The sequence below is a fragment of the Mycobacterium sp. 852002-40037_SCH5390672 genome (genome assembly GCF_001665875.1).
Classification (GTDB): domain Bacteria; phylum Actinomycetota; class Actinomycetes; order Mycobacteriales; family Mycobacteriaceae; genus Mycobacterium.
On the sequence record NZ_LZTA01000038.1, the window covers coordinates 332158 to 359116 of the forward strand.

Annotated in this window: 22 protein-coding genes and 3 pseudogenes; 9 read left to right on the forward strand and 16 right to left on the reverse strand. The window is 62.4% G+C overall.

What is annotated here, in order from left to right; genetic code table 11:
* Window positions 1-113: 113 nt before the first annotated feature.
* The 4 genes from A5782_RS06855 to A5782_RS25250 all read left to right on the forward strand — a co-directional run bounded on the left by A5782_RS06855 (window position 114) and on the right by A5782_RS25250 (window position 4432).
* The gene (locus tag A5782_RS06855; RefSeq protein WP_067096895.1) at window positions 114-1037 is read left to right on the forward strand and encodes an alpha/beta hydrolase; all 924 of its coding nucleotides are present in this window, start codon (window positions 114-116) and stop codon (window positions 1035-1037) included.
* Window positions 1038-1360: 323 nt separating this feature from the next.
* A complete protein-coding gene (locus A5782_RS06860) occupies window positions 1361-2989 on the forward strand; it encodes a GMC family oxidoreductase (RefSeq protein WP_197694130.1) in 1629 nt (542 codons plus the stop codon).
* A 244-nt stretch (window positions 2990-3233) separates the two neighbouring features.
* Window positions 3234-3812: an alpha/beta fold hydrolase gene (locus A5782_RS27215; RefSeq protein WP_082942807.1), complete on the forward strand. Its 579-nt coding sequence runs from the start codon at window positions 3234-3236 to the stop codon at window positions 3810-3812.
* Window positions 3812-4432, forward strand: coding sequence for a CGNR zinc finger domain-containing protein (locus tag A5782_RS25250; RefSeq protein ID WP_231986607.1), 621 nt, complete (start codon window positions 3812-3814; stop codon window positions 4430-4432). Before A5782_RS27215 ends, A5782_RS25250 begins: the two co-directional genes overlap by 1 nt.
* Before the next feature lie 76 nt (window positions 4433-4508).
* On the opposite strand, the gene A5782_RS06865 is transcribed toward A5782_RS25250, so the two are convergent.
* The 9 genes and pseudogenes from A5782_RS06865 to A5782_RS06900 form a co-directional block, all read right to left on the reverse strand.
* A complete protein-coding gene (locus A5782_RS06865) occupies window positions 4509-6092 on the reverse strand; it encodes an AMP-binding protein (protein WP_067096901.1) in 1584 nt (527 codons plus the stop codon).
* Window positions 6093-6129: 37 nt separating this feature from the next.
* Window positions 6130-6921 (reverse strand): alpha/beta hydrolase, encoded by a 792-nt coding sequence (locus A5782_RS06870; protein WP_067096904.1) that lies wholly within the window; start codon window positions 6919-6921, stop codon window positions 6130-6132.
* Window positions 6922-8120: 1199 nt separating this feature from the next.
* Window positions 8121-8538 (reverse strand): annotated as a pseudogene (locus tag A5782_RS25255) (UDP-galactopyranose mutase); the annotation flags it as partial.
* 44 nt (window positions 8539-8582) lie between these two features.
* Window positions 8583-9518 carry an SAM-dependent methyltransferase gene (locus A5782_RS06880; protein ID WP_082942808.1) on the reverse strand — a complete coding sequence of 312 codons (936 nt, stop codon included), beginning with the start codon at window positions 9516-9518 and terminating at the stop codon, window positions 8583-8585.
* 68 nt (window positions 9519-9586) lie between these two features.
* A pseudogene (locus A5782_RS27220) lies at window positions 9587-9695 on the reverse strand (integrase core domain-containing protein); the annotation flags it as partial.
* A gap of 175 nt (window positions 9696-9870) precedes the next feature.
* Window positions 9871-10455, reverse strand: a complete 585-nt coding sequence (locus tag A5782_RS06885) for a carboxymuconolactone decarboxylase family protein (protein ID WP_067096909.1) — start codon at window positions 10453-10455, stop codon at window positions 9871-9873.
* Window position 10456: 1 nt separating this feature from the next.
* A complete protein-coding gene (gene leuD / locus A5782_RS06890) occupies window positions 10457-11107 on the reverse strand; it encodes a 3-isopropylmalate dehydratase small subunit (protein WP_067096912.1) in 651 nt (216 codons plus the stop codon).
* Entirely contained in the window at window positions 11104-12507 is a 1404-nt protein-coding gene (locus A5782_RS06895) for a 3-isopropylmalate dehydratase large subunit (RefSeq protein WP_067096915.1), read from the reverse strand. Before A5782_RS06895 ends, leuD begins: the two co-directional genes overlap by 4 nt.
* Complete coding sequence (locus A5782_RS06900; protein WP_067097060.1) at window positions 12507-13412, reverse strand: oxaloacetate decarboxylase; 906 nt, start codon at window positions 13410-13412, stop codon at window positions 12507-12509. Before A5782_RS06900 ends, A5782_RS06895 begins: the two co-directional genes overlap by 1 nt.
* A 104-nt stretch (window positions 13413-13516) precedes the next feature.
* Here A5782_RS06900 and A5782_RS06905 point away from each other — a divergent pair, with 104 nt between their 5' ends.
* Window positions 13517-13987 carry a MarR family winged helix-turn-helix transcriptional regulator gene (locus tag A5782_RS06905; protein WP_067096918.1) on the forward strand — a complete coding sequence of 157 codons (471 nt, stop codon included), beginning with the start codon at window positions 13517-13519 and terminating at the stop codon, window positions 13985-13987.
* A 346-nt stretch (window positions 13988-14333) separates the two neighbouring features.
* On the opposite strand, the gene A5782_RS26710 is transcribed toward A5782_RS06905, so the two are convergent.
* The 3 genes and pseudogenes from A5782_RS26710 to A5782_RS27080 all read right to left on the reverse strand — a co-directional run bounded on the left by A5782_RS26710 (window position 14334) and on the right by A5782_RS27080 (window position 15793).
* The gene (locus A5782_RS26710; protein ID WP_231986612.1) at window positions 14334-14501 is read right to left on the reverse strand and encodes a hypothetical protein; all 168 of its coding nucleotides are present in this window, start codon (window positions 14499-14501) and stop codon (window positions 14334-14336) included.
* Between the two features lie 111 nt (window positions 14502-14612).
* Window positions 14613-14915 (reverse strand): annotated as a pseudogene (locus tag A5782_RS27225) (PE/PPE C-terminal domain-containing protein); the annotation flags it as partial.
* The gene (locus A5782_RS27080) at window positions 14909-15793 is read right to left on the reverse strand and encodes a PPE family protein (RefSeq protein ID WP_067096921.1); all 885 of its coding nucleotides are present in this window, start codon (window positions 15791-15793) and stop codon (window positions 14909-14911) included. The gene A5782_RS27080 and the pseudogene A5782_RS27225, both read right to left, overlap by 7 nt.
* A 483-nt stretch (window positions 15794-16276) precedes the next feature.
* Here A5782_RS27080 and A5782_RS06915 point away from each other — a divergent pair, with 483 nt between their 5' ends.
* Window positions 16277-17737, forward strand: a complete 1461-nt coding sequence (locus A5782_RS06915; RefSeq protein ID WP_082942811.1) for a C45 family peptidase — start codon at window positions 16277-16279, stop codon at window positions 17735-17737.
* Window positions 17738-17848: 111 nt separating this feature from the next.
* Here A5782_RS06915 and A5782_RS06920 read toward each other — a convergent pair whose 3' ends face one another.
* The gene (locus A5782_RS06920) at window positions 17849-19213 is read right to left on the reverse strand and encodes a NarK/NasA family nitrate transporter (RefSeq protein ID WP_067096923.1); all 1365 of its coding nucleotides are present in this window, start codon (window positions 19211-19213) and stop codon (window positions 17849-17851) included.
* 514 nt (window positions 19214-19727) lie between these two features.
* Between A5782_RS06920 and A5782_RS06925 the strand changes: the two genes are divergently transcribed.
* Entirely contained in the window at window positions 19728-20738 is a 1011-nt protein-coding gene (locus A5782_RS06925; protein ID WP_067096926.1) for a tellurite resistance/C4-dicarboxylate transporter family protein, read from the forward strand.
* A gap of 343 nt (window positions 20739-21081) precedes the next feature.
* Here the strand turns inward: A5782_RS06925 and A5782_RS06930 are convergent, their stop codons facing one another.
* From A5782_RS06930 to A5782_RS06940, 3 genes are read right to left on the reverse strand one after another with little or no spacing between them, the layout of a single operon-like run.
* Window positions 21082-21414 carry a hypothetical protein gene (locus A5782_RS06930; protein WP_231986608.1) on the reverse strand — a complete coding sequence of 111 codons (333 nt, stop codon included), beginning with the start codon at window positions 21412-21414 and terminating at the stop codon, window positions 21082-21084.
* 1 nt (window position 21415) lies between these two features.
* Window positions 21416-22906 carry a molybdopterin-dependent oxidoreductase gene (locus tag A5782_RS06935; RefSeq protein ID WP_067096929.1) on the reverse strand — a complete coding sequence of 497 codons (1491 nt, stop codon included), beginning with the start codon at window positions 22904-22906 and terminating at the stop codon, window positions 21416-21418.
* 13 nt (window positions 22907-22919) lie between these two features.
* On the reverse strand, window positions 22920-23420 hold the full coding sequence (locus A5782_RS06940; RefSeq protein WP_067096932.1) for an oxidoreductase: 501 nt from the start codon (window positions 23418-23420) through the stop codon (window positions 22920-22922).
* A 641-nt stretch (window positions 23421-24061) separates the two neighbouring features.
* Here A5782_RS06940 and A5782_RS06945 point away from each other — a divergent pair.
* Together A5782_RS06945 and A5782_RS06950 are read left to right on the forward strand one after the other, a co-directional pair.
* On the forward strand, window positions 24062-25297 hold the full coding sequence (locus tag A5782_RS06945; RefSeq protein WP_067096935.1) for a PPE family protein: 1236 nt from the start codon (window positions 24062-24064) through the stop codon (window positions 25295-25297).
* Window positions 25298-25370: 73 nt separating this feature from the next.
* Window positions 25371-26762 (forward strand): PPE family protein, encoded by a 1392-nt coding sequence (locus A5782_RS06950; protein ID WP_067096938.1) that lies wholly within the window; start codon window positions 25371-25373, stop codon window positions 26760-26762.
* Window positions 26763-26959 lie beyond the last annotated feature (197 nt).

Below are 26959 nucleotides of genomic sequence, written 5' to 3' on the forward strand. Positions count from 1 at the left end.
CGATTCGGGCGCCCGGCCATACCTCGCGGGTATGACCGATTAGCCCTAGTCATCAGATAGCGGTCGTTATATAGTGATCGTTATTCAATAATTCACGATTGGAAGGCAGTTGGATGGCAAGCAAGCAGGCGGTCGATTTCGCCGAGTTCTTGGCGGAGATCGGGAGGCGATCTTCGAATGCTAACTTTGAGCTGGAGACGATTCGCGACGTCACCGAGAACATCCATTTGGCAACGAAGGAACCCGAAGGCGTCACCTATGCCGAGGTGGAAGCTGGCGGGGTTGAGGCCTTGTGGTGCATCCCCGTGGACGGTGACCCCGAATCAGTGCTGTTGCACACGCATATGGGCGGCAGCGTGCTGATGTCGATGCATTCCGACCGGAAGGCAGCGGGGCACCTCGCGAAGGCGGCCGGCGCGCGCTCGCTGGTACTGAACTACCGGCGTTCCCCGGAACACAAGTACCCAGCGCAAGTCGAAGACGTGGAAAGCGCCTACCGCTGGCTGCTCGACCAGGGCTACCGCCCCAACAAGATAGCCAGTGTCGGCCACTCGATCGGCGGCTATCTCGCAGTCGAACTTGCGCTGCGTCTGCGAGATCGCGGCGAGGCACTGCCCGGCGCCGTGTTGTCCATTTCGCCGTGGACTGACGCCACGCTGTCGGGGGAGTCCATCAAAACCAACGCCGAGCGGGACAAGCTGCTCACGCCGGGATTGCTCGAGTTGTTCCGGTCGTGCTGGCTCGATGGAACCGACGTGGAATTCACCGACCCGCGGGTACACCTGCTGGGAGCCGACCTGTCCGGATTGCCTCCCATCGCGGTGTACTACGGCGAGTACGAACTGCTCGCGTCGGACGCCGTCGCTTTCTCCCAAAAGGCAAAGGAGGCGGGCAACGACGTCATCGTCCGACAGGTCGAGCAGGGCCAGCATTCCTTCATCATGGGAGCCGGCCACGTTGACGAGGTGGACCGCGCGATTACCGAAATGGGCCGCTGGCTGCGATTGATGCTGGGACTTAAAACGGCGGTGGCCTAGCAACATGCCGCCGCTCGAATTGATCATGGCCTGACCACGGCCGCGGCCACCCAGCAGATCATCGAGCCGAGTATGCGGCCGCGTCCGGGTGCCCATCAACCGAAAATGTGATGGCCACTGAAGTGGCGATCACGCACCCCAAGCCCGCCAGTTATCACCAGCAGATGCTCGGGGGGCTTGGCGATTGCTGTCCTACTTGGTCCGACAGGCCTCAGGGCTACCCGTAAAACCGTTGCGGCGTGGGCGGTTCGCGCCGCGCGCCGGAGCGTGCGTCGGTATCGCGTTTCTCCAGTGACAAGGAGCGGCCGCACGCTTCTTGAGTCATGTTGAACCACAGGAGCATTCGGTACGTCTTTATAGAATTGCACCTAGAGAATGATCAGGAGAGCTTTGTGGATACTGTGTTGGAGCAGCGGTACGATTACGACATCATCGTGTGCGGTGCTGGGTCGTCAGGATCGGCGATCGCCGGTCGGTTGGCCGAAAATCCCGACATCAAGGTCTTACTGTTGGAGGCCGGTGGCAGCGATGACGTCCCCAGTGTGACCGAGGCAAGCCAGTGGCCATCGAACCTTGGCAGCGAACGTGATTGGGGTTTCCTCTCCGATCCTGACCGCCGGCTTCATGGGCGCGCGATCGCGTTTTCGATGGGCAAAGTGCTCGGTGGGGGTTCCAGTATCAACCTCATGATTTGGGCGCGGGGGCACCGCAGCGACTGGGACCACTACGCTTCTGAATCCGGCGAGCCGGCCTGGGGATACGAAAACGTCCTTGATTTGTATCGCCGGATCGAAGATTGGCATGGCGTCGGTGAGCCAAATCATCGGGGCAGGGGCGGGCTGGTGTTCGTACAACCGGCCCCCCATGCGCATCCGCTCGCCGCAGCGACGCTGGAAGCCGCTAGGGCACTGGGAATTCCGACCTATCAAAGCGCCAACGGCCGCCTGATGGAAGAGACCCGCGGCGCTGCCATCGTCGACCTGCGCTGTCGCGACGACAAACGCCTATCGGTGTTTGACACGTACATCGCCCCGCATCGGCGGCAGCCGAATCTGACCGTGGTGCCGCACGCGATGGTCACCCGCGTGCTCTTCGACGGCAACCGTGCCACCGGTGTCGAGGTCGTCCATGACGGCGCGGTTCACCGGGTGCCCGCCAGCGCCGAGGTCGTGCTATCGCTTGGTGCCATTCACACGCCCAAGGTACTCATGCACTCCGGCATTGGCGACCAAGATGAATTGCATCGAGTTGGCGTGTCCGTTCGCCAGCACCTGCCCGGGGTCGGACGCAACCTTCAAGACCACTATGGGTTCGACTGTGTGTGGGAGTTTCCCGAGACCATCCAAGGCAGCACTCAGGTGGGGTCGGCATTGTTTTGGGATTCCGGCGCTGCCGATGTCCAGGGTCCGGACCTGTTCGCATGCTCAGGCCCATTCCCGAAAGCCACAGCCGAAAACACTGCGAAATACGGTCTGCCGCAGAGTGGTTGGACGTTGTTCGGCGCGCCCACACACCCCTACAGTCGCGGTCGACTCCATTTGTCCGGCCCCGACCCGACCGATCCCATCCGGATCGAAGCTGGCGCGCTATCAGACCCCGAAGACTTCAAGACCGCGATCGCGTGCATCGAAACCCTGCGCGAGATCGGCAACTCCCGAGAGCTTCGACCTTTCGTCGCGCGCGAGGTCATGCCCGGCGGCCTGACCGGCACCGAGTTGGAGACCTATCTGCGCGACGCCGTCACCACCTACTGGCACGAATGCGGTACCGCAAAGATGGGGCGTGACTCGATGTCGGTAGTCGACGGACACCTGAAGGTCCACGGCATCGAGCGCCTGCGCGTCGCCGATGCCTCCATCATCCCGCGTATCAGCACGGCCAACACCATGGCACCGTGCGTCGTGATCGGCGAGCTGGCTGCACAATTCATCAAAGTTGACCATCGAATCTAAAGTGTTGTGGTGGTAGGTGTCCAAAGACGTTGCGACGCAATGCAGACCGTCACCATAACAGCGGTCCAGCGAATAAAGACAAGAGAAAGGTCCTGTCGGGGCCAGCTCACCCCGTCCTATCGCCGGAATCGTCTCACTACCGCACCGAAAGCGCGCGGTAGCCACCATCGCGGATCCCATCTCGTACCGACGCAAGCGCATCGCGGGGTCTCACACATCGGATAACAGGTCGAAGGAGAAGCGCATGCTGATAGTGATTGATAAGGGACAAGCTGGCAACGAGGATCCACACCCCCTACTCTTCGCCGACGGTGCATGCCACGGGGGATGGTGTTGGAATGAACACTTTCTCGACTTCTTCGCGAGCAGGGGACTCCGCGCCCTGGCCCTAAACCCAGGCGGGCATGGCTCCACCCAGCGTAAGAATCCGCTTCGCATCTGCTCGATCGCAGACTTCCTTGCTGACTTAGCTTCAGCCGTCCATAGTCTCTCCAGACCTCCGGTGTTGGTAGGCGACTCGATGGGCGGATTCCTCGTCCAAAAGTACTTAGAGACTCAGGCACTTCCCGCCGCGATACTGATCGCCTCAACCCCACCGCGAGGACAACCACACGCCGGACCGTCGGCACGGCAACCTGCTATCCACCGATCTTTCCGGACGAAACCCTGTAGTGATACCGATGTCCTGGTGCGCGAGCTTCCCTCATTCTTCATCGCCGCCGGACATGTACCACAAGTCAACCCAGCCATCGCAGAAATGAAGGATGGATGCAACCGAAGCTGGAACCTGCCGAACCCGACGCCTCTTGCACCTGACAACTGATGCCTTCACAACGGTTCGAGCCACACCAAGGACTATTCGGAGTCGCGCCCGACAGCCTGGTTTTGGTTCAGGAATTTCTCAACACAGCTCCCATCCAAGGGTACGACACCGATCTGCTGGTCGACGTTGAACTGGCAGGAAACTGGTGCGCCGCTACGGTGCCCAAGTGGGTGGCGCTGCGAGGCGCCGACGCCGAACCGCCGTCGCTTAAGACAGAGGACCTGCCGAAACTGCGGGAGTTGCGCGACGGGATCGCGAAAATGCTCAACGGAATATCACTCGATAGTCGACAGCTGAGCTGTATCAGCTCCGTTCACGGAGCCTTCGCTCTGTCGGACTGCAATGGACTGCGGATAACGCCCACCGGCAGCGGCTGGCGTTGGCTAGCGTCGGCCCTCTTCAGCGAGATCTATCGTAGTCAGCTGAATGACACATGGAGACGGATCAAGCAATGCCGCTTGCAATCATGCGGGACAACGTTCTACGACCGCTCTAAGAACAACAGCGGCGCGTGGTGCAACGTAAAGAGGTGCGGAAACGCCGCAAACCTGCGAGCACTTCGGGCGCGCCGGCGCGACGAACGTCAGCGCGCGGCCGCAAACTCGCAAGGGACGGAATGACACCTGTTTGAGACAACACACGATGACACGAAGTGGGAACGCCGCATATCCTGCGCTCCAATCGTTAAGCGGGATCTCAGCGCTCCCTCAGTTTTTTGCGGAGAATCTTTCCAGATGCCGATTTCGGGATGAATGTGGTGAATTCGACCTCACGAATCTTTTTGTATGGAGCGACGCTTCTAGCCACGAACGCCATCACCTCGGCGGCAGCCAGCGAAGCGGAGGGAGTTGCGACGACAAACGCCTTGGGGATTTCCTCGCCGGACTCGGGGTCTATGGCTGGAACCACGGCAGCATCCGCGATCGCGGGGTGGGTCAGCAACAGTGCCTCGAGTTCAGCGGGCGCCACCTGATAGCCCTTATATTTGATGAGTTCCTTGAGGCGGTCGATGATATAGATACAGCCGCCGGCGTCGACGCAAGCTAGGTCCCCTGTGTGTAGGAACCCGTCCTCGTCGATGGTGTCGGCTGTCGCCTCATCGTTGCCGAGGTAGCCGATCATCACATTCGGGCCCTTGATCCACAGCTCGCCTGCTGCGCTGACACCGTAGTCGGGGACCGCGATTTCGACACCGGTCTCGGGCGCAATGAGCTTGCTGACCGTGTTCGGGAGAGTCCACCCGCAGGAATGCAACTGCGCGACAACGCCTACCGAATTGCGCCCCCCGTCGACGGGCATGCTGTGGCCGACTCCGCTCAGCTCACTCATGCCGAAGCCCTGCAGCACTGCCACACCGAGTCGCGCGCCCACCGCGCGTGCGAGCTCCCCATCTAGCGGCGCGGCCCCACACATGACGACTTCCAGCGAGGACAGATCGTAGGAATCCACCATTGGGTGCTTGGCCAGCGTGACGGCCACCGGTGGCACGATGAATGCCTTGGTGCACCGGTGATCCTGAATGGCGCCCAAGAACGCGGCCAGGTCGAACGAAGGCATAACGACCAGCTTGGCGCGCGGCACCAGTGAAGCCGTCAGCAGCACAGACAAGCCATAGATGTGAAAGAACGGCAGTACCGCCAGAACGACGTCATCCGGACCGACGAGGTTGAGGGGTTGAACTTGGGCGGCATTGGCTACCAGGTTGCGGTGGGTCAGCATCACCCCCTTTGGAAGACCGGTGGTGCCGGAGCTGTAGGGGAGCACCGCCAAGTGGTCGGCCGGATCAAAGCTCCTGGCGCCAGCGCAGTGAACTGCCGGCTGGGACCTGAAGTCGACTTCGTCGAGCATAAGCACGTCGCCGGGAGCGAGTCCCATTTGCGCGGCGGCGGTTTCGGCTTTCTCGCGGTGCTCAGCGACGGCTAGCATCATCCGAGCATGTGAATCGCGCAACTGCCGGGCAATTTCATCCGCGGTCGACAACACGTTGAATGTGGTTGCGGTCGCTCCTGCTCGCAGGATGCCGTGAAACGCGACTGCGAACGCTGTGCTGTTGGGCGAAAGTAGCCCGACCACGTCACCGACGCCAACTCTGCGGGCGACGAGATTCGCAGCGAATGCTTCGATTTGATCAATCAGCTCCCCGTAGTGTGTCGTGGCACCGGTCTTCGCCTCGACGAGCGCGACGAGCTGGCGGTCGTCGTCGCTGATGCCATCGAACAGGTAGTTGAAGACAGGAACGTCGGGGATGCAGACATCTGGAAAGGGGCTGGTGAAGCTCACCGTACTCCAATCTGGTTGCGGTTATTTGGCTGCGGTCTCAAAGCCCTTGACGTGTCAGCCAGGACTCAATAAGTCCGGCGACCGCGCTCCACTGAGGTTCGAGCATCATCTCGTGTCCGACGCCGCGAAAGAAGACCGGTTTGGTTCCGTAGGCCGCGGCGGTTCGACGCACGTGCTTAGGCCGATAAACTTGGTCGTGCTCTCCGCCGACGATCAACATCGGCGAGCGGACTTTCCTGGTTTTGACAAGATCGCCGACCACCGTGTCAAACATTATCGCTCGCGTGCTGTCGGGTTGGATAAGCCGCGTAAAACTGTCGATGAGGCTGTCTGGCGCGTCCTCACCGAAAAACAACTCCCGCGCACCAGCGGACGTCCCTACTAGATCTAGCGGCTTGGCGGTCAGGGCGAATTTTGTTGAACGCCAAGGATGGCGACGTATCATTCGCATTACGGAGCCCAGCTGTCCGCCCCGGGGTGGGGTCGAAGCCATCAGTACGGCCGCTGGTGCGTCGTGTGTTTCAAGATACTTTTGCACGACAAAGCCGCCCATGGAATGCCCGACGAGGATGGGCGGCTCTGGGAGCGCGCCGACGACCTCACAAACATCGGTGACGTAGTCGGCAATCGAACACAACCGCAGCGACTTGCTCAACGAGCTGTGACCGTGACCGCGCAGGCTGGGCGCCAAGACGCGAAATCCCCGGTCGACGAAGAAGGCAACGAAATTCTCCTGCCAACACCAAGCGGCATGCCAAGCTCCGTGCACGAAAACGATCGGATACCGACGTTTTTGAGTGGGCTTTCCGGTGTCAAGCAATTCGAGCATCTTTCCCCCTGTTCTCGTCGCTTCGTACGGTGGTTATGGAAGGGATTCGTCGCGCTCGGGCTCAGGCACACTCCACCAGCAACACCGACACATCAGGATTCGCGGCGAGTCGACGCGCAACCACCGACCCCGACGTCCCAGCTCCACACACGACAACGTCGTACCGCTGCTCCACCACACCTGCCATCACAGCCTCCTCGATGGAATAACGACCGCTATCTCACTAGAACGCGACGGCTACGAAAAGAGTTCGACTCGGATCAAACTCACAAAGAACCTCAAGACCACCAATGATGGTGGGCAAAGCCACGATGGTGCTTTCGCAGACGCACGCGCCGGCTGTACGCCCCAGCGGTGGTGTCGACGCCGAATGATCCGTGAAATCGGGCTCGACGCGTTCACGCGTGTGGCCAAGGACGCACCCAGCGCGCTCGGTATGCCGCATACGACAAACCATTGGTGCCCCTGGCCTGCCGGGCACGGCCCTGTTCGAGCAGTAAGCGGCCGCCGTCCTGACGTCGTCGACGGGGTGATGATGACGTCCGTGGCGGCCAACCGGTCGTCAAAAAGAACGCCGAGCAACTCGACCGGCTCACCCACGCGTTGGCGTTGCTCAGGTTCGCAGCGACTGAAATGTCGCGAACTGCGGATCAATAGGCGGGGGAGGGCGGGCGCTTGCCGAAGTACAACCCGCCGGCCCATTCCCAGACGCGTTGGTTGGCCAGTCCATGCTGTGCAATCATGTTGAGATCACCCAGTTTTCGGCCCAATGAAGAGGGTCGGTGCAGCGCGCTAGAACCAACCGTGTCGACAAGGAGTTGCACGGCGTCTCGACACGTCGTCCCGGTGTGCACCACGCATCCTCCGGGTGAGGCCAAGAAATGACATGAGCTTGAGACAAATCCCACCTGACATCGTGTGAGACGACTTCGATCGCAGCTGGTCAGAGAATCGCGAGATGACACGCGGAATGAGAACCTACAGCCGCGTTGTAGGTTCTCGGATCGGTGTCACATTCTCAGTTGAGATGTCATACGGATGTCATATATGACATGAACCTGAGACACAGACCCGTGTAGCTGGCCGCTGGCTCTTAGGGCCCGGCGAGTAGCCGATGCATCCATCTAAGCGAATGGCTTGCTAGAGAGCAGTATTCGCCCTGTAATTTCTCTGCTTTTGTTGTTGTTGTTGTGCTCGTGAGTAGCTGCTGTTTCCTGCTTCGCGCGAGCGCGGTATGCGGTCAGGACGGTACGGTCGGATTCGCTGTTGATCAGATAGTACGGCGCGTCATCTCCCTCTGCGAGAATTCCCGCATGATCACGGTCTTGTCCGTCGGGTAGGCCCGTTCGGGGTGGAAGTGACGGAACTCGTGGATTCGGGTGTAGGGTGCGTCGGCGTCGTTGTAGTTCATCACCGGGGCGCCCTGGAAGTCCCCGGTGTTGAGCATGTTGACCTCGAAATCCACTGTGCGCCAACCTAACCGGCCTTCGGCGTAGTCGAAGTAGCGATCCAATGGGCCCGTGTACACCACGGGGTGTCCGGGCTCGCTGCGCGCAGCCCGTCGCGAACGTCGAACCAGTCGGTGTTCAAGCGCACCTCGATCCGCTCATCAGCGGATGGAGCAATTGTCAAAAACCTGTGGATGGGAGGCGCCGCTAAAGCTAAGGGCCTGTGCCCACCGTCGACGTGTAGTAGGTGACGCCGTTCATCGTCTGTCGATCATCGTCGGCCCGCGCGATCGCCCCTAACCCGTGGCCGGCGAGGAGCTCGGCCATCGGCGTTGCTACCGACGTCCAGCCGTACGTCTGCAGGTACGCGCCGACGTCGTGGCGCTCACCCTCAAACACGATCACGTCGAAGTCGAGTTCGAAGCCGTGGTCGCGCCACCTGGCCGTCGCCTCGCGCATGCGTTCGCGCGCTGCGTCGGGGTCCATGTCGGCGGTATTCGGCACAGCCTCACTCCCGAGTCGGCTGCCTGGCGCGCTCAGCGCAGTGACCGCATCGAGCAGCCCATCCTGGGCCTCGGGTGCCAGATAGCCGAACAGACCTTCGGCGATCCACGCCGTGGGTTTACTGGTGTCCAAACCCGCCGTCGCCAGTGCCGTCGACCAGTCCTCGCGCAGGTCGATCGCGACCGTGCGCAAGTCAACTTTTGGTTCGGCACCGAGCCTGGCCAGCGTCGTGGTTTTGAACTCGATGACGGCCGGTTGATCGATCTCGAACACGGTCATCCCCGCGGGCCAGTCCAGTCGATAGGCGCGGGCGTCGAGGCCCGAGGCGAGGATGACGGCTTGGCGGATGCCCGCCGCTGCGGCATCGGCACAGAACTCGTCGAAGTACCGCGTGCGGGCCGCAATCGATGCAGGCATCTGCGCCAGGCCCCATGGGCTGCGCTCGACGTCGAGATCCGAGGCGACCAGCTCACCGGTAGCCCAGCGGGTCAGAAAGTTCACACCGGCCGCCCGAACCAACGGCTCGGCGAATGGATCGCTAATGACCTCATCCCTGGTGGCGATGGCCCTTGCTGCCGCCGCCATCGTGGCCGTGGTTCCCACGCTGGCGGCCGGACCCCAGGTGTCGTCGTTGGGTACTGTCACCGTGAACCTCCGAAAGTCGACTGGATACAGTACAACCAGTTGTCCTGGCGCCCCGCCACACGGAGCGTTCAGCGGTGGCTACATCTGGCGGGGTAGCGGGCCGGGGGTTGCGCCCAGCGACGAATGCCGCCGGTGGTTGTAGTCGTGTTTCCAATCGCCGATGACGACCCTGGCCTGGCCAGTAACCGATTGAGCGGCTGGGCCGGTTGGGCCCCACACTGAAGCGGACCGTGCGTGATGTCTGGGTAAAAGGCTGGCCGCACAACACGACGGTCATCATCCGCTAGACCGGCACTCAGGATCTGAAGGGCTGCGTTGGGAAATGACTACAGGCCGCTGATACGCGGGTTCGTCAGGCGGGCATTGTTTGGTCGCCGACTTTGTCGATGATTTCTTGTTCGGATTCGGTGGGAACGCGTGTGCTGACGAGGAATCGGTTGAACATGTTGTACCAGCAGATGACGGCGATGTAGCGGCGGGTGAGATCGTCGCCGAAGCGTTGTTTGAGTGCGGCCAGCGTGGTGTCTTGTAGGCCTATGTTGCTGGTGATCTGTTCGGTGGCGAGCATGACGAGGGTGGCGTCGTCGTCGAGTCCGGTGACGGGTCCGTCGTTTTGGATGCCTTGTTTTTCTGCATCGGTCGCACCCAGGTTGTCGAGCATTCGGAGGTTGGGGCCCCAGGGGTTGACTCCGCCGAGCAGTTTGGCGATGCGCAGACAGATTAATTCGCGGATTTTGGGATCGACGCCGTCGACGCGAAAGACAGCGCGGGCGAGTTCGATCATGGGCCGGCCGATGGCGCCGGTCCCGAGCATCATGCGCCCGTCTTTATAGTTGCGCCCGAAGTCGTGTAAGTAGGTCGCGGTCTCCGGTCCCAGTTCGTCGTCGGTGGGTAGTGGGATCGATTCGGTGAACGGGTAAGCGTCCAGATGTGGCATCTCACTGGTCCTTTCGGGTGTTGGCGGGACGGTATAGCCAGGGGTGCAGGTGTTGATCGTGGGTACGGTAGGCGTCGATGTCTTTGCGGTGGCGCAGGTTGTCATCGATGTCGTCCAGTCCGTCGAGAAGCAGTTGGCGGGGCCGTGCGTCAATGGGGAAGGAGCGCCAGGGCCCTCCAGCGGCGCGTACGCGGTTGTGTTCGAGATCGATCTCTGCTTGTGGTGGTTCGGCGGCGTCAATGTGTAGTTCGGCGACCAGACGGGCGTGTTCGTCTGGGGGGAGGGCCAGCGGCAGGATGGTGTTGCGGTAGCAGTTGGCGGCGAAGATGGACCCGAAGCTGGGGGCGATGATCGCTTTGATGCCGAATCCGCGTAGCGCCCACACGGCCGATTCTCGGGAGCTGCCGCAGCCGAAGTTCGCGCCGACGATAAGTATTGTCGCGGTCCGGTAAGCTGTCTGGTTCAGAATGAAATCGGGCCGTTCGCAACCGTTCTCGTCATATCGCCAGTTGCCGAACAAGATTGATTCGTAGCCGGTTTTGCCTAGTCCGGCCACATGGAGCCGGGAGGGGGCGATGACGTCGGTGTCGATGTTGTCGCGTAGCAGTGGCGCGACCGCGCCGGCGACGTGTCTCAGTGATCGGTCTGTCATGACAGGGTCCTGGGATCGGTGATGTGTCCGGTGAGTGCGGAGGCGGCGACGGTGCCGGGGCTGGCCAGGTGTGTGCGAACGCCGGGGCCTTGGCGGCCTTCGAAGTTTCTGTTGGTGGAGCTGATCACCCGCGCGCCGGTCGGGAAGCCTTCGCCGCCGCCGAAGAAGCAGAAACCGCAGCCTGATTCGCGCCATTGAAAGCCGGCATCGATGAAGATGCGGTCGATGCCCTCGGCCTCGGCAGCGCGCTTGACCGCGGTCGACCCGGGGATGCAGATGGCGGTGACTCCGTCGGCGACGTGGCGTCCGGCCAGCAGTGATGCTGCGGCTTTTAAATCGGAAAGGCGTGCGTTGGTGCAGGATCCGATGAAGGCGGCGTCGATGGGTATGGTGGTCATCGGTGTGCCGGGCGTCAGGTTGGTGTAGGCGAGTGCTTTTGCGGCTCCGGCGGGATCGGGCAGGGTGTCGGGATGCGGCACCGATGCGTCGATGCCGACGCAGTGCTGGGGACTGGTGCCCCAGGTGATCTGAGGTGTCAAGGCGGTGACGTCGATGTCGACGGTGCGGTCGAAGCGTGCCCCGTCGTCGGTGCCCAACTCCAACCATTGCGGGGCGGCGCGCTCCCAGTCGCTACCGGAAAGTGCTCGTGGTCGGGTCTTGAGGTATTCCAGGGTGATGGCGTCGGGAGAGATGATGCCAGTGAACCCGCCGGCTTCGACGGCCATGTTGCACAGCGTCATTCGGCCTTCGATGGGCATCGAGTCGATAGTCGGCCCGGTGTACTCGATGGCGTAGCCGGTGGCGCCGGCGGCACCGATGGTCGCGATGAGCGCCAGAATCAGGTCTTTGGCGTAGATGCCATCGCCGAGCGATCCGGTGAAGCGGGCCTGCAGGGTCTTGGGCCGTTTGACGGCCAGCGTCTGGGAGGCCAGGGCGGTCTCGCAGGTGCTCACGCCCACGCCCCAGGCCAGTGCGCCGAGCCCTCCGTTGGTGCCAGTGTGGCTGTCGGCGCACACCATCGTCATGCCGGGCAGGACTAGTCCCTGCTCGGGGAAGGTGACGTGACAAATTCCTTGGCGGTCGTCGTCGAGGTCGAAGATCGGGATCCCTGCCGCTGCGGCGGTGGCCCGGAATCCCTCAATGAATTTCTGACTGTCGGGCAGGGGGCTGGCGTCGGTGCGTCCGGGCCGGGTGTCCACCGAATGGTCCATGGTGCCGAATACGGTGTCCGGGTCAAAGACTTGTCGGTGATCGTCGTGCAGGCTGGTCAGGGCGAACGCGCCGCTCTTCTCGTGCAGGAAGATCCGGTCGATGTAGAGCCGGGCGGTGTCGGCATCGAGTTGGGATACCACGTGGGCGTCCCAGATCTTGTCGAAGACCGTGCGCGGTTCCGGTGCCATCACTGCCTCCCACCGCTGGTCGCGAGACCGGCGAGGTAGCGCTGTTCGAGTTGGTCGACCAGCGGCGTGCCGACGAGGCGATGTATGTCGGCGAAGCTGGCCGTGCGCGGGCCCAGATTCCAGGTCCCGTCGTCTTCACCAATCTGCTTGAGTGCGTTGGTGATACCCGTGATCGCGGCGGCAAACAGGGCACCGGGCAGACTGACCCGGGCCACACCAAGCGTCTGCAGCTCGGTGAACGTCAGATGGGTCGGCGAGTTGCCGCCTTCGATGATGTTTATCCCTACCGGCCCGTCGATACCTGCAACGGCGGCGACGATCTCCTCCCGCGCGTGCAACCCCTCCACGAACACCAGCGTCGCGCCGGCATCGAGATAGGCGTTGCCGCGCTTGATCACACCGTCAATGCCCTCCACGCTCAGTGAGTCGGTACGGGCGGTGATGACGAAGTCCGGGTTGTACCGGGCATCGGCGGCGGCACGAATCTTGGCCACGGCCTCGTCCAGGTCGATGACGTGTTTGCCGTCGAGGTGACCACACCGTTTGGGCATGACCTGGTCTTCTAAGTTGACCCCCGCGAGGCCGTGACGTTCGAACGTCTGCACCGTGAAGAACGTGTTGACCGCGTTGCCGAATCCGGTATCGGCGTCCCCCACCACGGGAATGTCGACCGACCGGGCGATCACGCCGCACGCGCCGGCCATCTCGGCCAAGGAGGCGATGGAGTAGTCCGGGACGCCGTAGTGCACCGCGGCGATCCCCAGGCCACTGCACTGCAGCGCAGCAAACCCGGCTTGCTGAGCCAGCTTGGCGCTGATCGGGTCGTACACGCCGGGCATCACGACCAGATCGGGTCCGAGGAACAGTTGTTTGAGTCGCGACGGCTTGTCATCTACGGGAGTCATCTCCACCACCTCCTATCTAACATATATAGCTATAAAACATAGCTGTCAACAACTTGCCGAGATGCACCGTCGATTAACTGAAGGTGGGATTAGGGTTGTTCGAGATGGAACACGAGGAGGCGTCGCGGCTGCGGCGCCAATTGATGACACTGCAGCGCCGGATTCGCCGGGAGATGAAAACCGGTCCGGTGGCGCTGTCAGATGCCCTGGTCCTGGGAGCAATTGAGCGCCACGGGGGGACGGCGTCTCCCGGACAACTCGCCGAAGACCTGGTCATGACGACGTCCAACGTCGCCGCGGCGCTGCGATCGCTCGAGGCAGCGGGGCTGATCAGTCGTCAGCGTGACTCCAACGATGCGCGACGGGTGCATATCGAGCTCACCGAAGACGGCCGCCGTCTGGTCGTCGACGATCGACGCCGGCGCGACGACTGGCTGTGCGGCACCATCAACACCTCCCTGAGTCCGCGTGAACAGAAAATCCTGCAGCAGGCCGGTGAGCTGATGAGCCGTCTGGCCTACCAGGGCCTCGACGATCGCGATGAGCTCGATCACGGTGATGCGGCAGCAGGCTGAGTCGCGTGCGATGTGTTGCGGTCCGCGTTGTTGCGCAGTGGGCTCCCTGATCGATGCAACGAAGATATCGGCTGTTTTGCTCTGAGACCAAAACAAGAACAATGGCCGTGCGAAAACCGTTGCGCATCATCGACACTGGACACGAAGGCCCTGCTTGATGTCGTGCGCCAGTTCCACTTCTCGCGGTTGACGTAAGCGCGACTTTCCGGCCGTGTGCGGCCGTTGTCTCCCGTTGGGCCTGCTGACGGATATAGATCAACGGGTCAATGCAGCTCGCAACACCTCACCAACGTAGTGGACTTAGTTACTAGCGGCAGCTGACTCAATGGCGAAATATCGCACCGGCTTAGCCGTCAGTCCGCTCCGCCGCCTGCTGGGCCCACATTGCAGCCGAGCGCATGAGTACGTCGCGTTCCATCGCCAAGTCCGCGATCTGCTTGCGTAGAGAATTGAGCTCTTCGCGCACGCTGTGGCCCAGCGGGCCCTCGGCATCCGAAGGCTGCGGGCCAGCCAACACCCCTTGAGGCGGCGCGCCGTCGTGAGGTGGCGCTGACCGAGCCACCGGCGGTAGCACTGTGGGACGGTAGCCGTATCGGGCAACAGCCCCGCCTTCTGGTTGCGCAGACCTGCCGTCGCGCGATGCGCCTGCCCGTTGCGAGGCCCAGCCACTGCCCGCAGCGCCGCCACCTCCTGCCGCGGCGGCCGTGAGGCCCGCCGGCCCCAGCATGCCCGGACCGGCGCCCAGTCCTTCTCCCTCGGCTCCGGAAAAACCAGCGGGCGCAGCATCGGGCAATGCCCTGGCCGCCAACCGCATTGCCGGCGCAGCGCCGGCCCACGAAGGCGGTACCGACAATCTCCCCATCGATACCGCGCGGCCCAGGTTCGCCGAGCCTGATGCGCCCACGGGCGACGCGGCGGAACTCACCATGGTCGGCTCTGGTACCGCCGCGCCCGACGAGGAGGCGCCACCCGACGAGGCAGCCCCGCCAGAGGACCCGCTGCCGCCTCCGCCACCCGAAGGTTTGCGCTTGCAACGATCTGGATGATCGGACCGACGATGAATAGAACCCCACTCGCGATGAATGACAACCCGCTCAAGAACGTCAGGTAATCCCCGACAGTCGAGGCGACGCTCCCGACCGAGGAGCCAGAGCTACTCGCGGCCGCCGCTGAGGTGACTAGCCCGGAAGGCCCTCCGGAGGCCAGGCTCTGCAAAGTGTGTGGCATCGTCGAGGTCAACTGGGACAGTGCCTGCGTGGAGGTGCCCGGCGCTGTGCCGGCCGCTTGGGTGACCGCTGCGGCCTGACCGGCCACCCCTTCCGGGTTCGTGGTCTGTGGCGGTGAGCTGAAGGGCTTCAGCATCGCCGCGCTTGCCGAATTGGCCGCATATGCGTACATGGTGGCGGCGTCTTGGGCCCACATCTCGGCATAACGGGCTTGGTTGGCCATGATCGCCGGCGTGTTCTGTCCCAGAATGTTGGCGGCGACCAACTGTGCCAGCTGGGCACGGTTGGCCGTGATCACCGGCGGGGGCACCATGGCCGCGAAGGCAGCGTCATAGGCGTTCACCGCGGCGGTCGCTTGGGTCGCCGTCTGCTGAGCCGACGCGGCGGCGGCGTTCAACCATGCCGCGTAGGGAGTAGCCGCCGCCACCATTGACGCTGATGCCGGGCCAAGCCATGGCTCACCCGTCAGTCCCTTGATCACCGTTTCGAAGGACTGCGCGGTGGAGTACAGCTCGGCGGCCAGTGCGTTCCAAGCTTGCGCTGCCGATAGCAGCGACCCCGGTCCAGGGCCGGCGTACATCCGACCTGAGTTGATCTCAGGCGGCAAGGCTCCGTAATCCAATTCTTGTGTCCCCCAATTACTCCACTGCCCATGACGCTGCCGGCAGCGAAAACCAGTCTCGGAACAAAGCTGCCCATTCAAACGGGGACTAAACGGCTACCAGTGGATTCGTGTAACCGGGGCATGTGACCGCCGTCCGATGGCATAAGGATGGCGCCCCGCGGGACGATGATCCGACCGCGCGCTGCGGATCACAAGCAGTGTTCTGGCCGGTCTGAGGACATGCGCCCGCAGACGCCACCGCCCCCAGGTTGCGCGCAAAGCAAGCAATGAACCAGTGGCGGTTTCGCTGACCACTCTTAGTCTCTGTGCGCCCAAGATGTCGTCAATCGGCTTGCTATGCCGAAGCTCTGAGAATCTGGGCCAGATGTGGGTAGCCCAATCAGGGGTTGGACCACTGATCTACAGCCGCGGGTTGGCGAATACAGACCGGGAGAGCCGATGGGAACCGAACCGAAAGACTCAACTCCTGCACCGGGCCCAGGTTTGCGGCCGTTGCCCGAATCCGTTGAGCCGGCGGCGACAACCGCACCGGCCCAGCTCACCGCGGAACAGCGGGGATGGCTGGAGCAGGCGTCGCGGCGCGAGGTCGACGGGTGGCTTCACGTCATCGTCAGAGGGTCGCCGGCAGCGCGTGGGTTCCAGTACGGATATCTGATAGCCCACGAGTATGCACGCAGCATCCGGGTCTATCAGGAGATGACTTACCAACAGATTGGCATGAATTACGACTTCTTCGTCGACAGGGCGTGCGAGCTGCATGCCGACAAAATCCCCGACGAGCTGCGCGAAGAAATGGAAGGCGTTGCCGCCGGACTTACCGCGGCGGGAACACCGGCGACCTTTGAAGACGTGCTCGGCCTCAACGAATGGATGGAACTCACCGGCTACTGGTGGCCGAAAAACTCTGGTCGGTATACCGCCTTGGCGCCCACGAGCATCCAGGGCAACCATTGCAGCGCCTTCATTGCGACCGGCAGCGCGACCGTGGACGGGTCAATCGTGATGGGCCACACCAGCTTTACTGACTTTTGGCAAGGCCAGTTCGAGAACATCATTCTGGACCTGACACCCGAAGACGGCAACCGAATGGTCATGCAGACCGCACCGGGCTGGATCGCCAGTATGACCGATTTTTGGTTGACCAGCTCTGGGCTGGCTATCAGCGAGACGACGATCACTGGGTACGACGGATCCAAAGGCTACGACGAGACTCGCGTACCGGAATTCGTTCGGGCACGTAAGGCCGCTCAGTACGCACACGATATCGACCACTGGATTGAGCTGCTCAACAGTGATAACAATGGCGGCTACGCCTGTTCATGGTTGATCGGCGACGTCAAAACCGGCGAAATCGCACGCTATGAGCAGGGTTTGCTGCACCAGAGTCTGGCGCGGAAGTCGGACGGCTACTTCTGGGGTGACAATGCCCCGGCGGATCCGCGGATCCGCAATTTGGAGTGCAGCGCAACCGGATTCAGTGATATTCGGTCACCCAGCGGTGCGCGCGAGGTCCGCTGGCAGCAGCTCCTTGGCGAGCACGACGGTCATATCGACACCGAAGCCGCCCGCCGAATGCTTGCTGACACGTTCGACCCGTATCTGGGCGACGTGCACCCGTCTGCCCGTACCATTTGCGCACATAGTGATGCCGATCCGTGCCAGTTCAACGCGGTGATCCCGTTCACCCCGCACGGATCGGTGGACGGCAAGGTCGTCACGTCCGCCGATATCGAGTCGATGAGCTTGTGGGCCAGGTTCGGCCGAGCTGACGGCACCGAGTTCATCGCTGAAAACTTCCTTCGTATGCACCCGCAATGGAATTGGCAGCGAGGCTATTTGGAGGACCGCCCCGCACGGCCCTGGACCTATATCCGCTCAGACGGCGCAAGCAAACCCTGAACGTACGCATCGTAACGAGTGGGACCGAACTAGAGCGCAACGGAATGGACCGCCGGCTCAGAAAGCACATTGCCGGACGTCCCTCGATCCCACCTGAATTTGGTGGCAAACCTACCGGTGCGCGGACACCGGCCGGCGCACGTACATGGCCCAGGTCAACACCGCAAAGGCTATGTAGCACACCAAGAAGATCCACAATGCCGGTGTCTCGGTGCGGGCGCTGAGGTAGGACTGACGCAGCACGATGGCGATCGCGAAGCCGCCGAACGCGCCCACCGAGTCGGCGAATCCGACCATCGCTCCTCCGACGTGCTTCGACCACTGTTTGCGGTCGTCGTCGCTGAGGTCCAGTGAGCGGCTTCGGGCCTCGAAGACCGACGGGATCATCTTGTAGATCGATCCATTGCCGGCCCCGGCCAAGACAAACAAGAAGACGAAGCCAACGGCGTAAAAGACGATCGCGGTGGTGGTGAACCGGCCACCATTGCTGTCAGATAGGGTGCTGCCCCAAACCAGCAGCGCAGCAGCGCAAATCATGCCACCGAAGACAGCCAGGGTGACGCGGCTGCCGCCGATGCGGTCGGCCAGCTTGCCGCCGTAGATGCGGGATAGCGATCCGAGCAGCGGCCCAATAAAAGCGATCTGGGCGGCGTGTAGCGAGGCCTGCGCCGAGCTTTGTCCGGCACCGGTGAACTTCATGTGGAGGACCTGGCTGAGCGCAAACGAGAACCCGATGAAGGAACCGAAGGTGCCCACGTAAAGCAGCGACAGCAACCAGGTGTGGCTCTGGCGCAGCATGGTTCGCATGGCTGCGAAGTCGACTCGGTAGTCCTTGATGTTGTCCATGAAGAAGAAGGCGCCGATGGCGGTGACCGTCAACAACAGCATGTAGGTCCCAGATACCCAGTAGGGCTGGCGGTGGCCGGCGAGGGCGATCACCAGCAGGCCGAACAACTGGATCACTGGCACTCCGATGTTGGCGCCGGCGGCGTTGAGCCCTAACGCCCAGCCTTTGAGCCGTTGCGGGTAGAAGGCGTTGATGTTGGTCATCGAGGCCGAGAAATTGCCGCCGGCAGTTCCGGTCAGCGCCGCACACAGGAGGTAGGGCCACAGCGGGAGGCCAGGGTTGGCCAGCAGCCAGATCGTGCCGGCGGCGGGGATCAGCAGCACCAGCGTGATGGCCACCGTGAACTTGCGCCCCCCGAAGATGCCGATTCCGACGGTGTAGGGAATGCGTATCAGCGCACCGACCAGTGTGTTGACGGCGACTAACAGAAATTTGTCGCTTGCGGTAAAGCCGTACACGGATTCCGGCATGAACAGCACTAGGACCGACCAGAATGTCCAGACCCCGAAGGCGACGTGATCGGTCGCGATTGACCAGACCATATTGCGCCGGGCGACGGTGTTGTTGCCCTCGTCCCAGGCTGTCGTGTCTTCTGGGTTCCAGTCCAAAATGTCATGCGAGTGGGCCATGCGTGGCCGGGTGCCCAAGAATCACCCTGACAAACAGTTGCCGTGGGAAAGTTTCGTTAGTGGTCTCGCTTCCCTGGAACCTCCCACATCACGCGACTGAGCTCTTTAGCCCGCCATCTTTTTGGGAACCCATGAACGCCATCACGATTCGATGTCGTCGGCAGCGGACGCGGAGGTATCTATGGTGACCACACCTCGGTTCTGGAAGAACTCGTAACCGTGGCGGCGGCGTCGCTGGACTTTAATCGTGGTCCGGTGCCAAATGGATGGCTGCTGACGGGATTGCTTCAGGGGCGCAGGGGTATCCGGCCACCGATGACTGTTCCCGCGATACCGTCTTGTCCATCGCTCAGCCGTGCCTGGGCGGCGGACGATCATTACATTTACCGTTGTCGCGCTCCGTCGCTCCCATGGAAGTCATATTCTTCGAACGTTCCGTGGTGTTCACGGCAAAGCCTAAGTCAGGGCATGGCAATGGGATACGCAGGTAAATCGTGAAAGGCGTCGGTGCGTCGTGGCCATCCGGCTGAGCGAGGGCAAGTTGTCGCCGGATGTGTTCGCGGCGGTCATGGCGACGGGGATTTTGTCGACTGCTGCTCGCGATCACGGTTACTCAGGGCTCAGTTGTGGACTCATTCTTCTTGCCGCACTTGGTTTGGTGATTCTTGTGGTTCTCACGTTCATCCTGGGTGCCGCCAAGCACCGGATCCTGCCGTGGGGCATGAGGGATCCCGAAGTAACGTTGCCGCTGTTCACATTTGTCGCCGGCTGCGCGATGTTGGGCAACCGGCTGTCGTCGGTGAGCCCGCTGGTGCTTCCGACGGTGGGCGCGATTGCAGGCGTGGCCTGGCTGTGTCTGGCGCTGTTCAGTGCGCGCAATCTGTCTGGCCGCCACTTGGTGGCGCTGCGCGATCAAGTCCATGGCGCGTGGCTGCTCTCGAGTGTGGCCGCTTCGGGATTGACGATCATCGCCGCCAAATTGGCGAACAACACCAGTCGCCGGGAGTGGCTTATCGTCGCCGTCGCGATATGGGTGGTGGCCTTGGCTCTCTATCTCGTGATGACAGCACTGATGGTGTGGCGTGCGGTTGCCGAGCGACTCGACCGCGATGGATTCGAACCCGACACATGGATCCTGATGGGTTCACTGGCCATCGCCGTCGTGGCGGGCCACCATATCCACCAGCAGCTCCGAGATGGCCTGGCTACCATCGTGTTAGCGATCATGGTGACCGCTTGGGGCGTGGCAACCTTGTGGATACCTCCGTTGATCTTCTTCGTATTGCATCGGGTCGAAAAGCGGCCAAGGCTGTTGCGATTCACCGGTGCGTGGTGGACGCTGGTATTCCCGTTAGGCATGTACTCGGCGGCCACCAGCATCATGGCTTCCGAGATCCAGGTGCCGGCGCTGCAAACCGTTGCGCTGGTTTTCTTCTGGGACGCGCTGGCGGTGTGGTGCGTTGTGGTCGTCGCCGGGTTACTGAATATTCCGCGCGCCGCCAGCGCCGTCACGACGGGCCAATAGCGATTGTTGCCCAATCACGTTGCGAAAAGGTGCCTTTGAGTTTTGTGCTCGTTGAGCTGGGCCAGTTATGAGTTCGGTAGCGCCATACCTCCTTGCCCGTGCCAGCGCGTGAGCACGGTTTGTTTCGCGGTCGCGGGCGGTCAAACCGCCGCAATTAGGGCCAACGGCTTCGAATGTCCCTCCAGGACATCAGTTTTCCCGGAACTGCCCTGGCTACTCTGGCAGTTTGCGTACTAAAACCTGATGAAAAGCTGACATCGGCCGGTTGTATCGTCTGCGCTCGGTATTCGAAGCGGCAGATCAACGAACGCAGGCGTTGGCTTCGTCGGTGAGGGACTTCCTGTTACGCGATTGAGGATCGAAGCGCAATAGCGGACGCGCGTTGTTCCTCCGAAAGGAAGTCCTTGCCGCACAATCTAATCCCCGTGCGGGGTTTGGGGCAATCGGGATTGCGGCAAGTCAGCGCCACCATATAGGCATCGGCGTCCTCATCCAGAAAAAGAAATCCCATGATCATCGCGGCGCCGACAGCGAAGTCGGTTGTGCCACAGGCCTCACAGTGCCCGCCTTTCGCGGCGATCTGTTCTTGCACCCGCTGACAGGCAGCAGAGTCCAGGCTGATCAGCTCGGGACGCATGCCCAGTTGTTCTGTTGTTGTTTCGTTCATGTCGGTCATCTCAGATCTCCACGTCCTTGTCGTAGAAGACGCGATCCTCGCGCCACCCCCCCGTGCCGAAGCCGATACCTGCGAAGTCCTCGACGAACTCAATCTGGTTGATCCACTTGGTCATCTTGAAACCGACCTGGGTCTCCACCCGTAACCGTAACGGCGCGCCGTGCTTAATCGGCAGCGGCACCCCGTTCATGTCATAGGCCAGCAACGTCTGGGGCTTATCGGCGAATTCCAGATCAATGACTTCGTAGAAATGGCCTCCGCCATGCGAGGCGGGTTCGTCGGTGCTGTTATCTTGCATGCTAAGAAAGCAAACGTATTTCGCCTGGGGTAGCGGCCGCACCAACTCCACCAACCGACGCAGGTGCAGTCCTCTCCACTCGGCAATGCTGGTCCAGCCCTGGACGCAGTTGTGCATGACACGCTGTGTTTCCGGCTCGGCCAGCGACCGCAGCGCGGCCAAGTCCAAAATGACCGGATTCTCGACGAGGCCGCCGACCCGCAGTCGCCAGTCAACGAAATTGTGGACGGCCATCACCTTGTAATCGATGCTCGTCGGGGGCTTGCCGTTGACGCGGTGCTGCTCGGAAATCTTGCTTGCCGGATAGTCCTGCCGGGAGTTGAGGGGACGCAACAACATCAGCCGGGCACCGGTGGTGACCGCACCGAGGATGCGCTGTACCGATCGAGGATTGCGGTGGCTCCAGCGTGTCGCCGCCCAATGGATGGCGATGATCGCCCCGATGATCACGAAGGACAGCGCCGTCGCCCAGTAGAGGTTGTGGACCGATCCGAAGATCATCAAGGCAGTGAGCCTGCCCCAGCCCCAGAAAAAGATCATCGACAGGTGAATCACAATGAAGACGAGGAAAGCGACGAGGCCAATGAAATGCAGGGTGCGAGCTTTCTGACGGCCGCCCCACATTTGCACGTACCAGGGGAACCGTGCCTCGATCGCGGGGGACTGGGCTGCGCCGGTCAGGATCTGGAACGGCGCGAGAAGAAAGACCACACCCGCGTAGGTCAATTTCTGGACGGCGTCCAGTGGCTGACCGGGTAACACCGGTGGCAGATTGAACGTCAGATAGGTGACGACGTCGTTCCACGCTTGAGGGAAGATCGACCACGAATAGGGCCAGTAGCGGTGCCACTGACCGGTCGCGAACAGCAGGATGTAGTACGACAGCCCCACCAGGATCCAGCCGATAACCGCGACGAAGTGCCAATGGCGGCCCATGCCCAGTTGTGCGTGGCCGGGCAGGGAAATGATCGGGTGGTAGTCCTCCTCTTCATCGAGGGTGTCATACAGCCTGTCGCGTGGCAGTTCTTTGCGGGTGAAACGCGCCCACTCGGTGCCCGGCTTGCTGTCGTCATGCCCGTACAGCTTGGGGTGGGTGGACAGGATCTCGATGCCGCTGCGGATGAGCAGCGTCAGAAAAAGCACGTTGAGCCAGTGGTCGATGCGCAACCACACCGGATAGTCGAGCGTTGTCATGCTGAAACCCCGTTCAGTCGCGCCAGTCCCGCTGCCGCGGGTGGGCCACGTTGATACCGGACAGAATCGTCGCGTGCACCGCGATGAAGGCCCCGGCGAACGCCATCGCCAATGTTCCGGAGGCGAAGTCCCATCGACCGGTCAAGGCTTCCAGGCCGGGCCGCGTGAACCACCGGCTGACCAGATAGGTCGCCAGAAAGCCCAGACATACCAAGCTGCCGAGATACCAACCGGCCTGCGCAACAGCGGCTTTGCGACCGAGCAACATGGCACCAGCTGCGATAACACAACCGGTGATGAGCACCGCTGAGTACACGGCGAAGTAACCGGGCAAACTGGGCTCGGTGGTGAAGACGTAGACATGCACCGCCACTAGGCCCGTGAGAACCGATTGCCCAATTGCGGTCACCGTGCGAGGCAGATTGAAAGCCAACCAGCCGTTCAGGGTGAGAGGCGGGGACGACAGAATACTTCGCCAGAGAGCCATCGTGCGGCGTGCGATGAGAACGACCATGGGTGCGAAGTACCCGTGCTCAATGGCCGGAAACGGGCCCGTTCGCGGCAGCGGTTGCGACGGGCGCCAACAATGCCTGGATCGCGGCCGGAGGAAAAGCGCACGCCACAGGACAGAGGCTTGTTCACCACCGGCGTCTGTACTACCGCGATGCGACCAACCTCGAATGCGTCAGTCAACGGCCCGAACTCACGATCTTTGTTGATGTAGGCGGGATCGAGATGCTCCGGCTGTACGAACGCTTAGGCATCGGATGCAGCGCCCCACGCCCCAAAAGTGGGGATGCCTCTCCTGTGCAGCCGGTGACGAGCACACCGAGAGAGTCGCGAGGCTTTCGAGCGCTGAGGCATGTATCGCCCGGCGGCGTCCATCCGACGAGCGCGGCCGTTCCGTCGAGTTGTTCGGCGTGACGTTTTCGGCCCAGTAGTGCTGGCGCCCAATGGCATTGGTATTTGCACCGCCGGCGAGTAATCCGGGTCCGGGTTAGCTGATGCCGCGTTGATTGGAGACGGTAGCCGTTCTGGCGTAAGTCGCTGGCAGCCAATTGACAGCGTTCTCCATGTATACGGCTAGAAACCCCAGGGAAATAACACGATTGAGGAGTTCAGCGATCGCCGAGGCCAGCCAGAGGGGAGTGCTAGATGGATTTTGGGCTGTTGCCGCCCGAGATCAATTCAGGTCGCATGTATACCGGGCCCGGGCCCGGGCCCCTGCTGGCAGCCGCGGCAGCCTGGGATGAATTGGCCGTGCAATTGCACTCGAGCGCCGCGTCCTACACGTCGGTTATCTCCGGGCTAACGTCCGGATGGCAGGGGCCCTCGTCGGCCGCGATGGCAGCGGCGGCCGCCCCATATGCGGCGTGGATGAGCGCCACCGCTGTGCAGGTGGAACAGACCGCCCTGCAGGCCAAGGCGGCTGTCGCGGCATATGAGACCGCCTTCGCCGCAACGGTTCCCCCGCCGGTGATCGCGGCCAACCGCACACAGTTGATGGCACTGATTGCTACGAATTTCTTTGGGCAAAACACCCCGGCAATCATGACCACTCAAGCCCACTACATTGAGATGTGGGCTCAAGACGCGGCCGCTATGTACGGCTACGCCGGTTCCTCGGCGATGGCATCGCAGCTGACACCATTCACCCCGGCGCCGCAGACCACGAACTCGGATGGAACTGCGAGTCAAGCCGCGGCGACCGCTCACGCGATCAGCATGGCGGCCGGTACCCAGACGCAGTCGCTGCCGCAACTGATGTCGGCGACGCCTCAGGCTTTGCAAAGCCTCGCCGCACCCATGGCGGCTGCAGATCCGCCCGCTGCTGCTGCTGCTCCACCGTCGCTTCTTTCGTCGCTTGACAGCTTCATCACGGGGCCGCTGTCGCCCGCATCATTGTTCACCATTCCCGGTGTTCCCTATCTCCTTGGCATACAGAGTTACCTGACGCCACAAGCCGCGGCGAACCTGACCAGGGCGTCTGAGAATTTCGCCAAAGCCCAGGCTAAGGCCGGACTCGTGACGGACGGGATTGCACCGCGCATGGTCAGCGCACCAATTTCAGCGGGAATGGGCCGCGCGGGCCTCGTCGGCGGAATGTCGGTGCCGCAAGGCTGGGCATCAGAAGCGCCGGCCATCAGAACGGTTGTCGCAACGTTGCCAGAGAGCAGTCTGAGCGCCGCTCCTGCCGCGCTCGCCGCCGACGGCCAGGGAAGCCTGGTCGGCAACATGGCTCTGTCCAGCCTTGCCGGCCGCGCCATGGTCGGCACCGGCGGTACCGCGGCCAGGTCCGCGGGCATGGGCGGGGCCACCGCGGTTAAAGAGGCCACCACGGCCAACATCTTCGTGATACCCGAGGGCGTAATACCCGAGGCCGACGAATGAACACCGCCAGCGCGATACCACCGTTGCGGAGCGAAGCCACCGCCGCTCTCATGGCGAACCAGGAAGGCTAGCAATGGATTACGGAGCGTTGCCTCCCGAGATCAACTCCGCCCGCATGTACACGGGTCCAGGATCGGCCTCGATGCTGGCCGCCAGTGCGGCATGGGATGGGCTGGCCACCGAATTGCGCTCGGCCGCTGCTTCTTATTCCTCGGTAATCTCGGGGCTGAGCACCGCATGGCTGGGTCCGTCATCGGCGAGCATGGCCGCCGCGGCCGCGCCGTACGCGGCCTGGCTCACCGCCACAGCAGCGCAAGCCGAGCAAACCGCAAACCAGGCCAGGGCGGCGGCCGCCGCCTACGAGGCCGCGTTTGCGGCCACCGTACCCCCGCCAGTGATCGAAGCGAACCGCGCCGACTTGGCGTCGCTGATCTCGACCAACGTCATCGGTCAGAACACCGCGGCGATCGCGGCCAACGAGGCTCGATACGCCGCCATGTGGGCTCAAGATTCCGCCGCGATGTACGGCTACGCCGGCCAATCCGCAGCCGCCTCGGCGGTGTCGCCGTTTGATCCGCCCGCGCAAAACACCAACCCGGCTGGTCCGGCGGGTCAAGCCGCCGCGGTTACCCAGACCGTCGGCAGCTCGGCTGGGACCAACACCCAGTCGACCCTGGCGCAGCTGACGTCCGCGACACCGAATGCGCTGCGAAGCCTGGCAGCTCCCGCCGCAGCGGCTCCAACGTCGCCGGCCTCGTCGTTGGCGAGTTTCCTCAGCAACCTGAACTCATCTTCGTTGGCGAAGATCGCCGGGAATGTGGAGCTCATACCGAAAGCGATCCTGCCGGCTAATGACGTCCTGATCACCACCATCATGGGGCTGGTGATCGGGGCGCGGCATCTGGGCGACATGACGGTCGCCGTGAAGGCCGGGGCAGGTCTTGCGGCGGCGGGGCTTGGCTCAGCCGCGCCTGCCGTGGGATCAGCGGTATCGGCGAGTGTCGGCCAGGCCGGCTTCGTGGGAGGACTGGCGGTTCCGCCGAGTTGGGCCGTGGCAACCCCCGCAATCAGGACCGTCGCCGCGGTGCTGTCGGGCACCTCGGAGGACGCCATCGGGGCGGCCGCGGTAAGCCAGGGAAGTTTCTTCAGCGGAATGGCCGTGGCCGGTATGGCCGGCGGCGCGCTCGGTGCCGCGCTTCCTCGTGCCGTACCCGGTGCCGGCGGAAAGGGACGCAATACGTCGGCCGAAGACGGCACAAACCTCAAAGACAGCGATTCACCCGAGAACCTGCAACGCGTCGTGGCCGACATGGCGGAAAACCCCGATAGCGTCAAGCACTGGCACACCGATCCCGACCACCTCGACGCCTTGCTGGCCGAACTGCGGAAAAAACCCGGCACCCACGCGGTACACGTTAAAAACGGCACACCCAAAATGGCGCTACCAAATCCACGGTCGATATAAATCGCGCAACCCCACGGAGAACCAGATGTCCGTCGCCACAACCCCAACCGCAGATCTGGCCGCGGCGCTCGGCAATTAACCTAAGACGGCGCCGCGGGGCGCAGACCTGGTTGCCGGCGCGTTACCATCGAAATCGACTGCGCCGGAACCGATGAGGTGGTCGATTGCTCGGCCTCAGCGTATTGGCCAGCCGAATG

Bases quoted from the DNA above. Each gene is read 5' to 3' on its own strand.
- leuD (WP_067096912.1), bottom strand. From the start codon at position 11,107: ATGACAGACCGATCACTGAGACACGTCGCCGGCGCGGTCGCGCCACTG.
- A5782_RS06940 (WP_067096932.1), bottom strand. From the start codon at position 23,420: ATGGTCGTTCTCATCGCACGCCGCACGATGGCTCTCTGGCGAAGTATT.
- A5782_RS27215 (WP_082942807.1), top strand. From the start codon at position 3,234: ATGCTGATAGTGATTGATAAGGGACAAGCTGGCAACGAGGATCCACAC.
- A5782_RS06895 (WP_067096915.1), bottom strand. From the start codon at position 12,507: ATGGCACCGGAACCGCGCACGGTCTTCGACAAGATCTGGGACGCCCAC.
- A5782_RS06935 (WP_067096929.1), bottom strand. From the start codon at position 22,906: ATGACAACGCTCGACTATCCGGTGTGGTTGCGCATCGACCACTGGCTC.
- A5782_RS06950 (WP_067096938.1), top strand. From the start codon at position 25,371: ATGGATTACGGAGCGTTGCCTCCCGAGATCAACTCCGCCCGCATGTAC.
- A5782_RS06905 (WP_067096918.1), top strand. From the start codon at position 13,517: ATGGAACACGAGGAGGCGTCGCGGCTGCGGCGCCAATTGATGACACTG.
- A5782_RS06915 (WP_082942811.1), top strand. From the start codon at position 16,277: ATGGGAACCGAACCGAAAGACTCAACTCCTGCACCGGGCCCAGGTTTG.
- A5782_RS06945 (WP_067096935.1), top strand. From the start codon at position 24,062: ATGGATTTTGGGCTGTTGCCGCCCGAGATCAATTCAGGTCGCATGTAT.
- A5782_RS06930 (WP_231986608.1), bottom strand. From the start codon at position 21,414: ATGACCGACATGAACGAAACAACAACAGAACAACTGGGCATGCGTCCC.
- A5782_RS06885 (WP_067096909.1), bottom strand. From the start codon at position 10,455: ATGCCACATCTGGACGCTTACCCGTTCACCGAATCGATCCCACTACCC.
- A5782_RS06900 (WP_067097060.1), bottom strand. From the start codon at position 13,412: ATGACTCCCGTAGATGACAAGCCGTCGCGACTCAAACAACTGTTCCTC.
- A5782_RS06870 (WP_067096904.1), bottom strand. From the start codon at position 6,921: ATGCTCGAATTGCTTGACACCGGAAAGCCCACTCAAAAACGTCGGTAT.
- A5782_RS06855 (WP_067096895.1), top strand. From the start codon at position 114: ATGGCAAGCAAGCAGGCGGTCGATTTCGCCGAGTTCTTGGCGGAGATC.
- A5782_RS06860 (WP_197694130.1), top strand. From the start codon at position 1,361: ATGTTGAACCACAGGAGCATTCGGTACGTCTTTATAGAATTGCACCTA.
- A5782_RS06920 (WP_067096923.1), bottom strand. From the start codon at position 19,213: ATGGCCCACTCGCATGACATTTTGGACTGGAACCCAGAAGACACGACA.
- A5782_RS27080 (WP_067096921.1), bottom strand. From the start codon at position 15,793: ATGTACGCCGGCCCTGGACCGGGGTCGCTGCTATCGGCAGCGCAAGCT.
- A5782_RS25250 (WP_231986607.1), top strand. From the start codon at position 3,812: ATGCCTTCACAACGGTTCGAGCCACACCAAGGACTATTCGGAGTCGCG.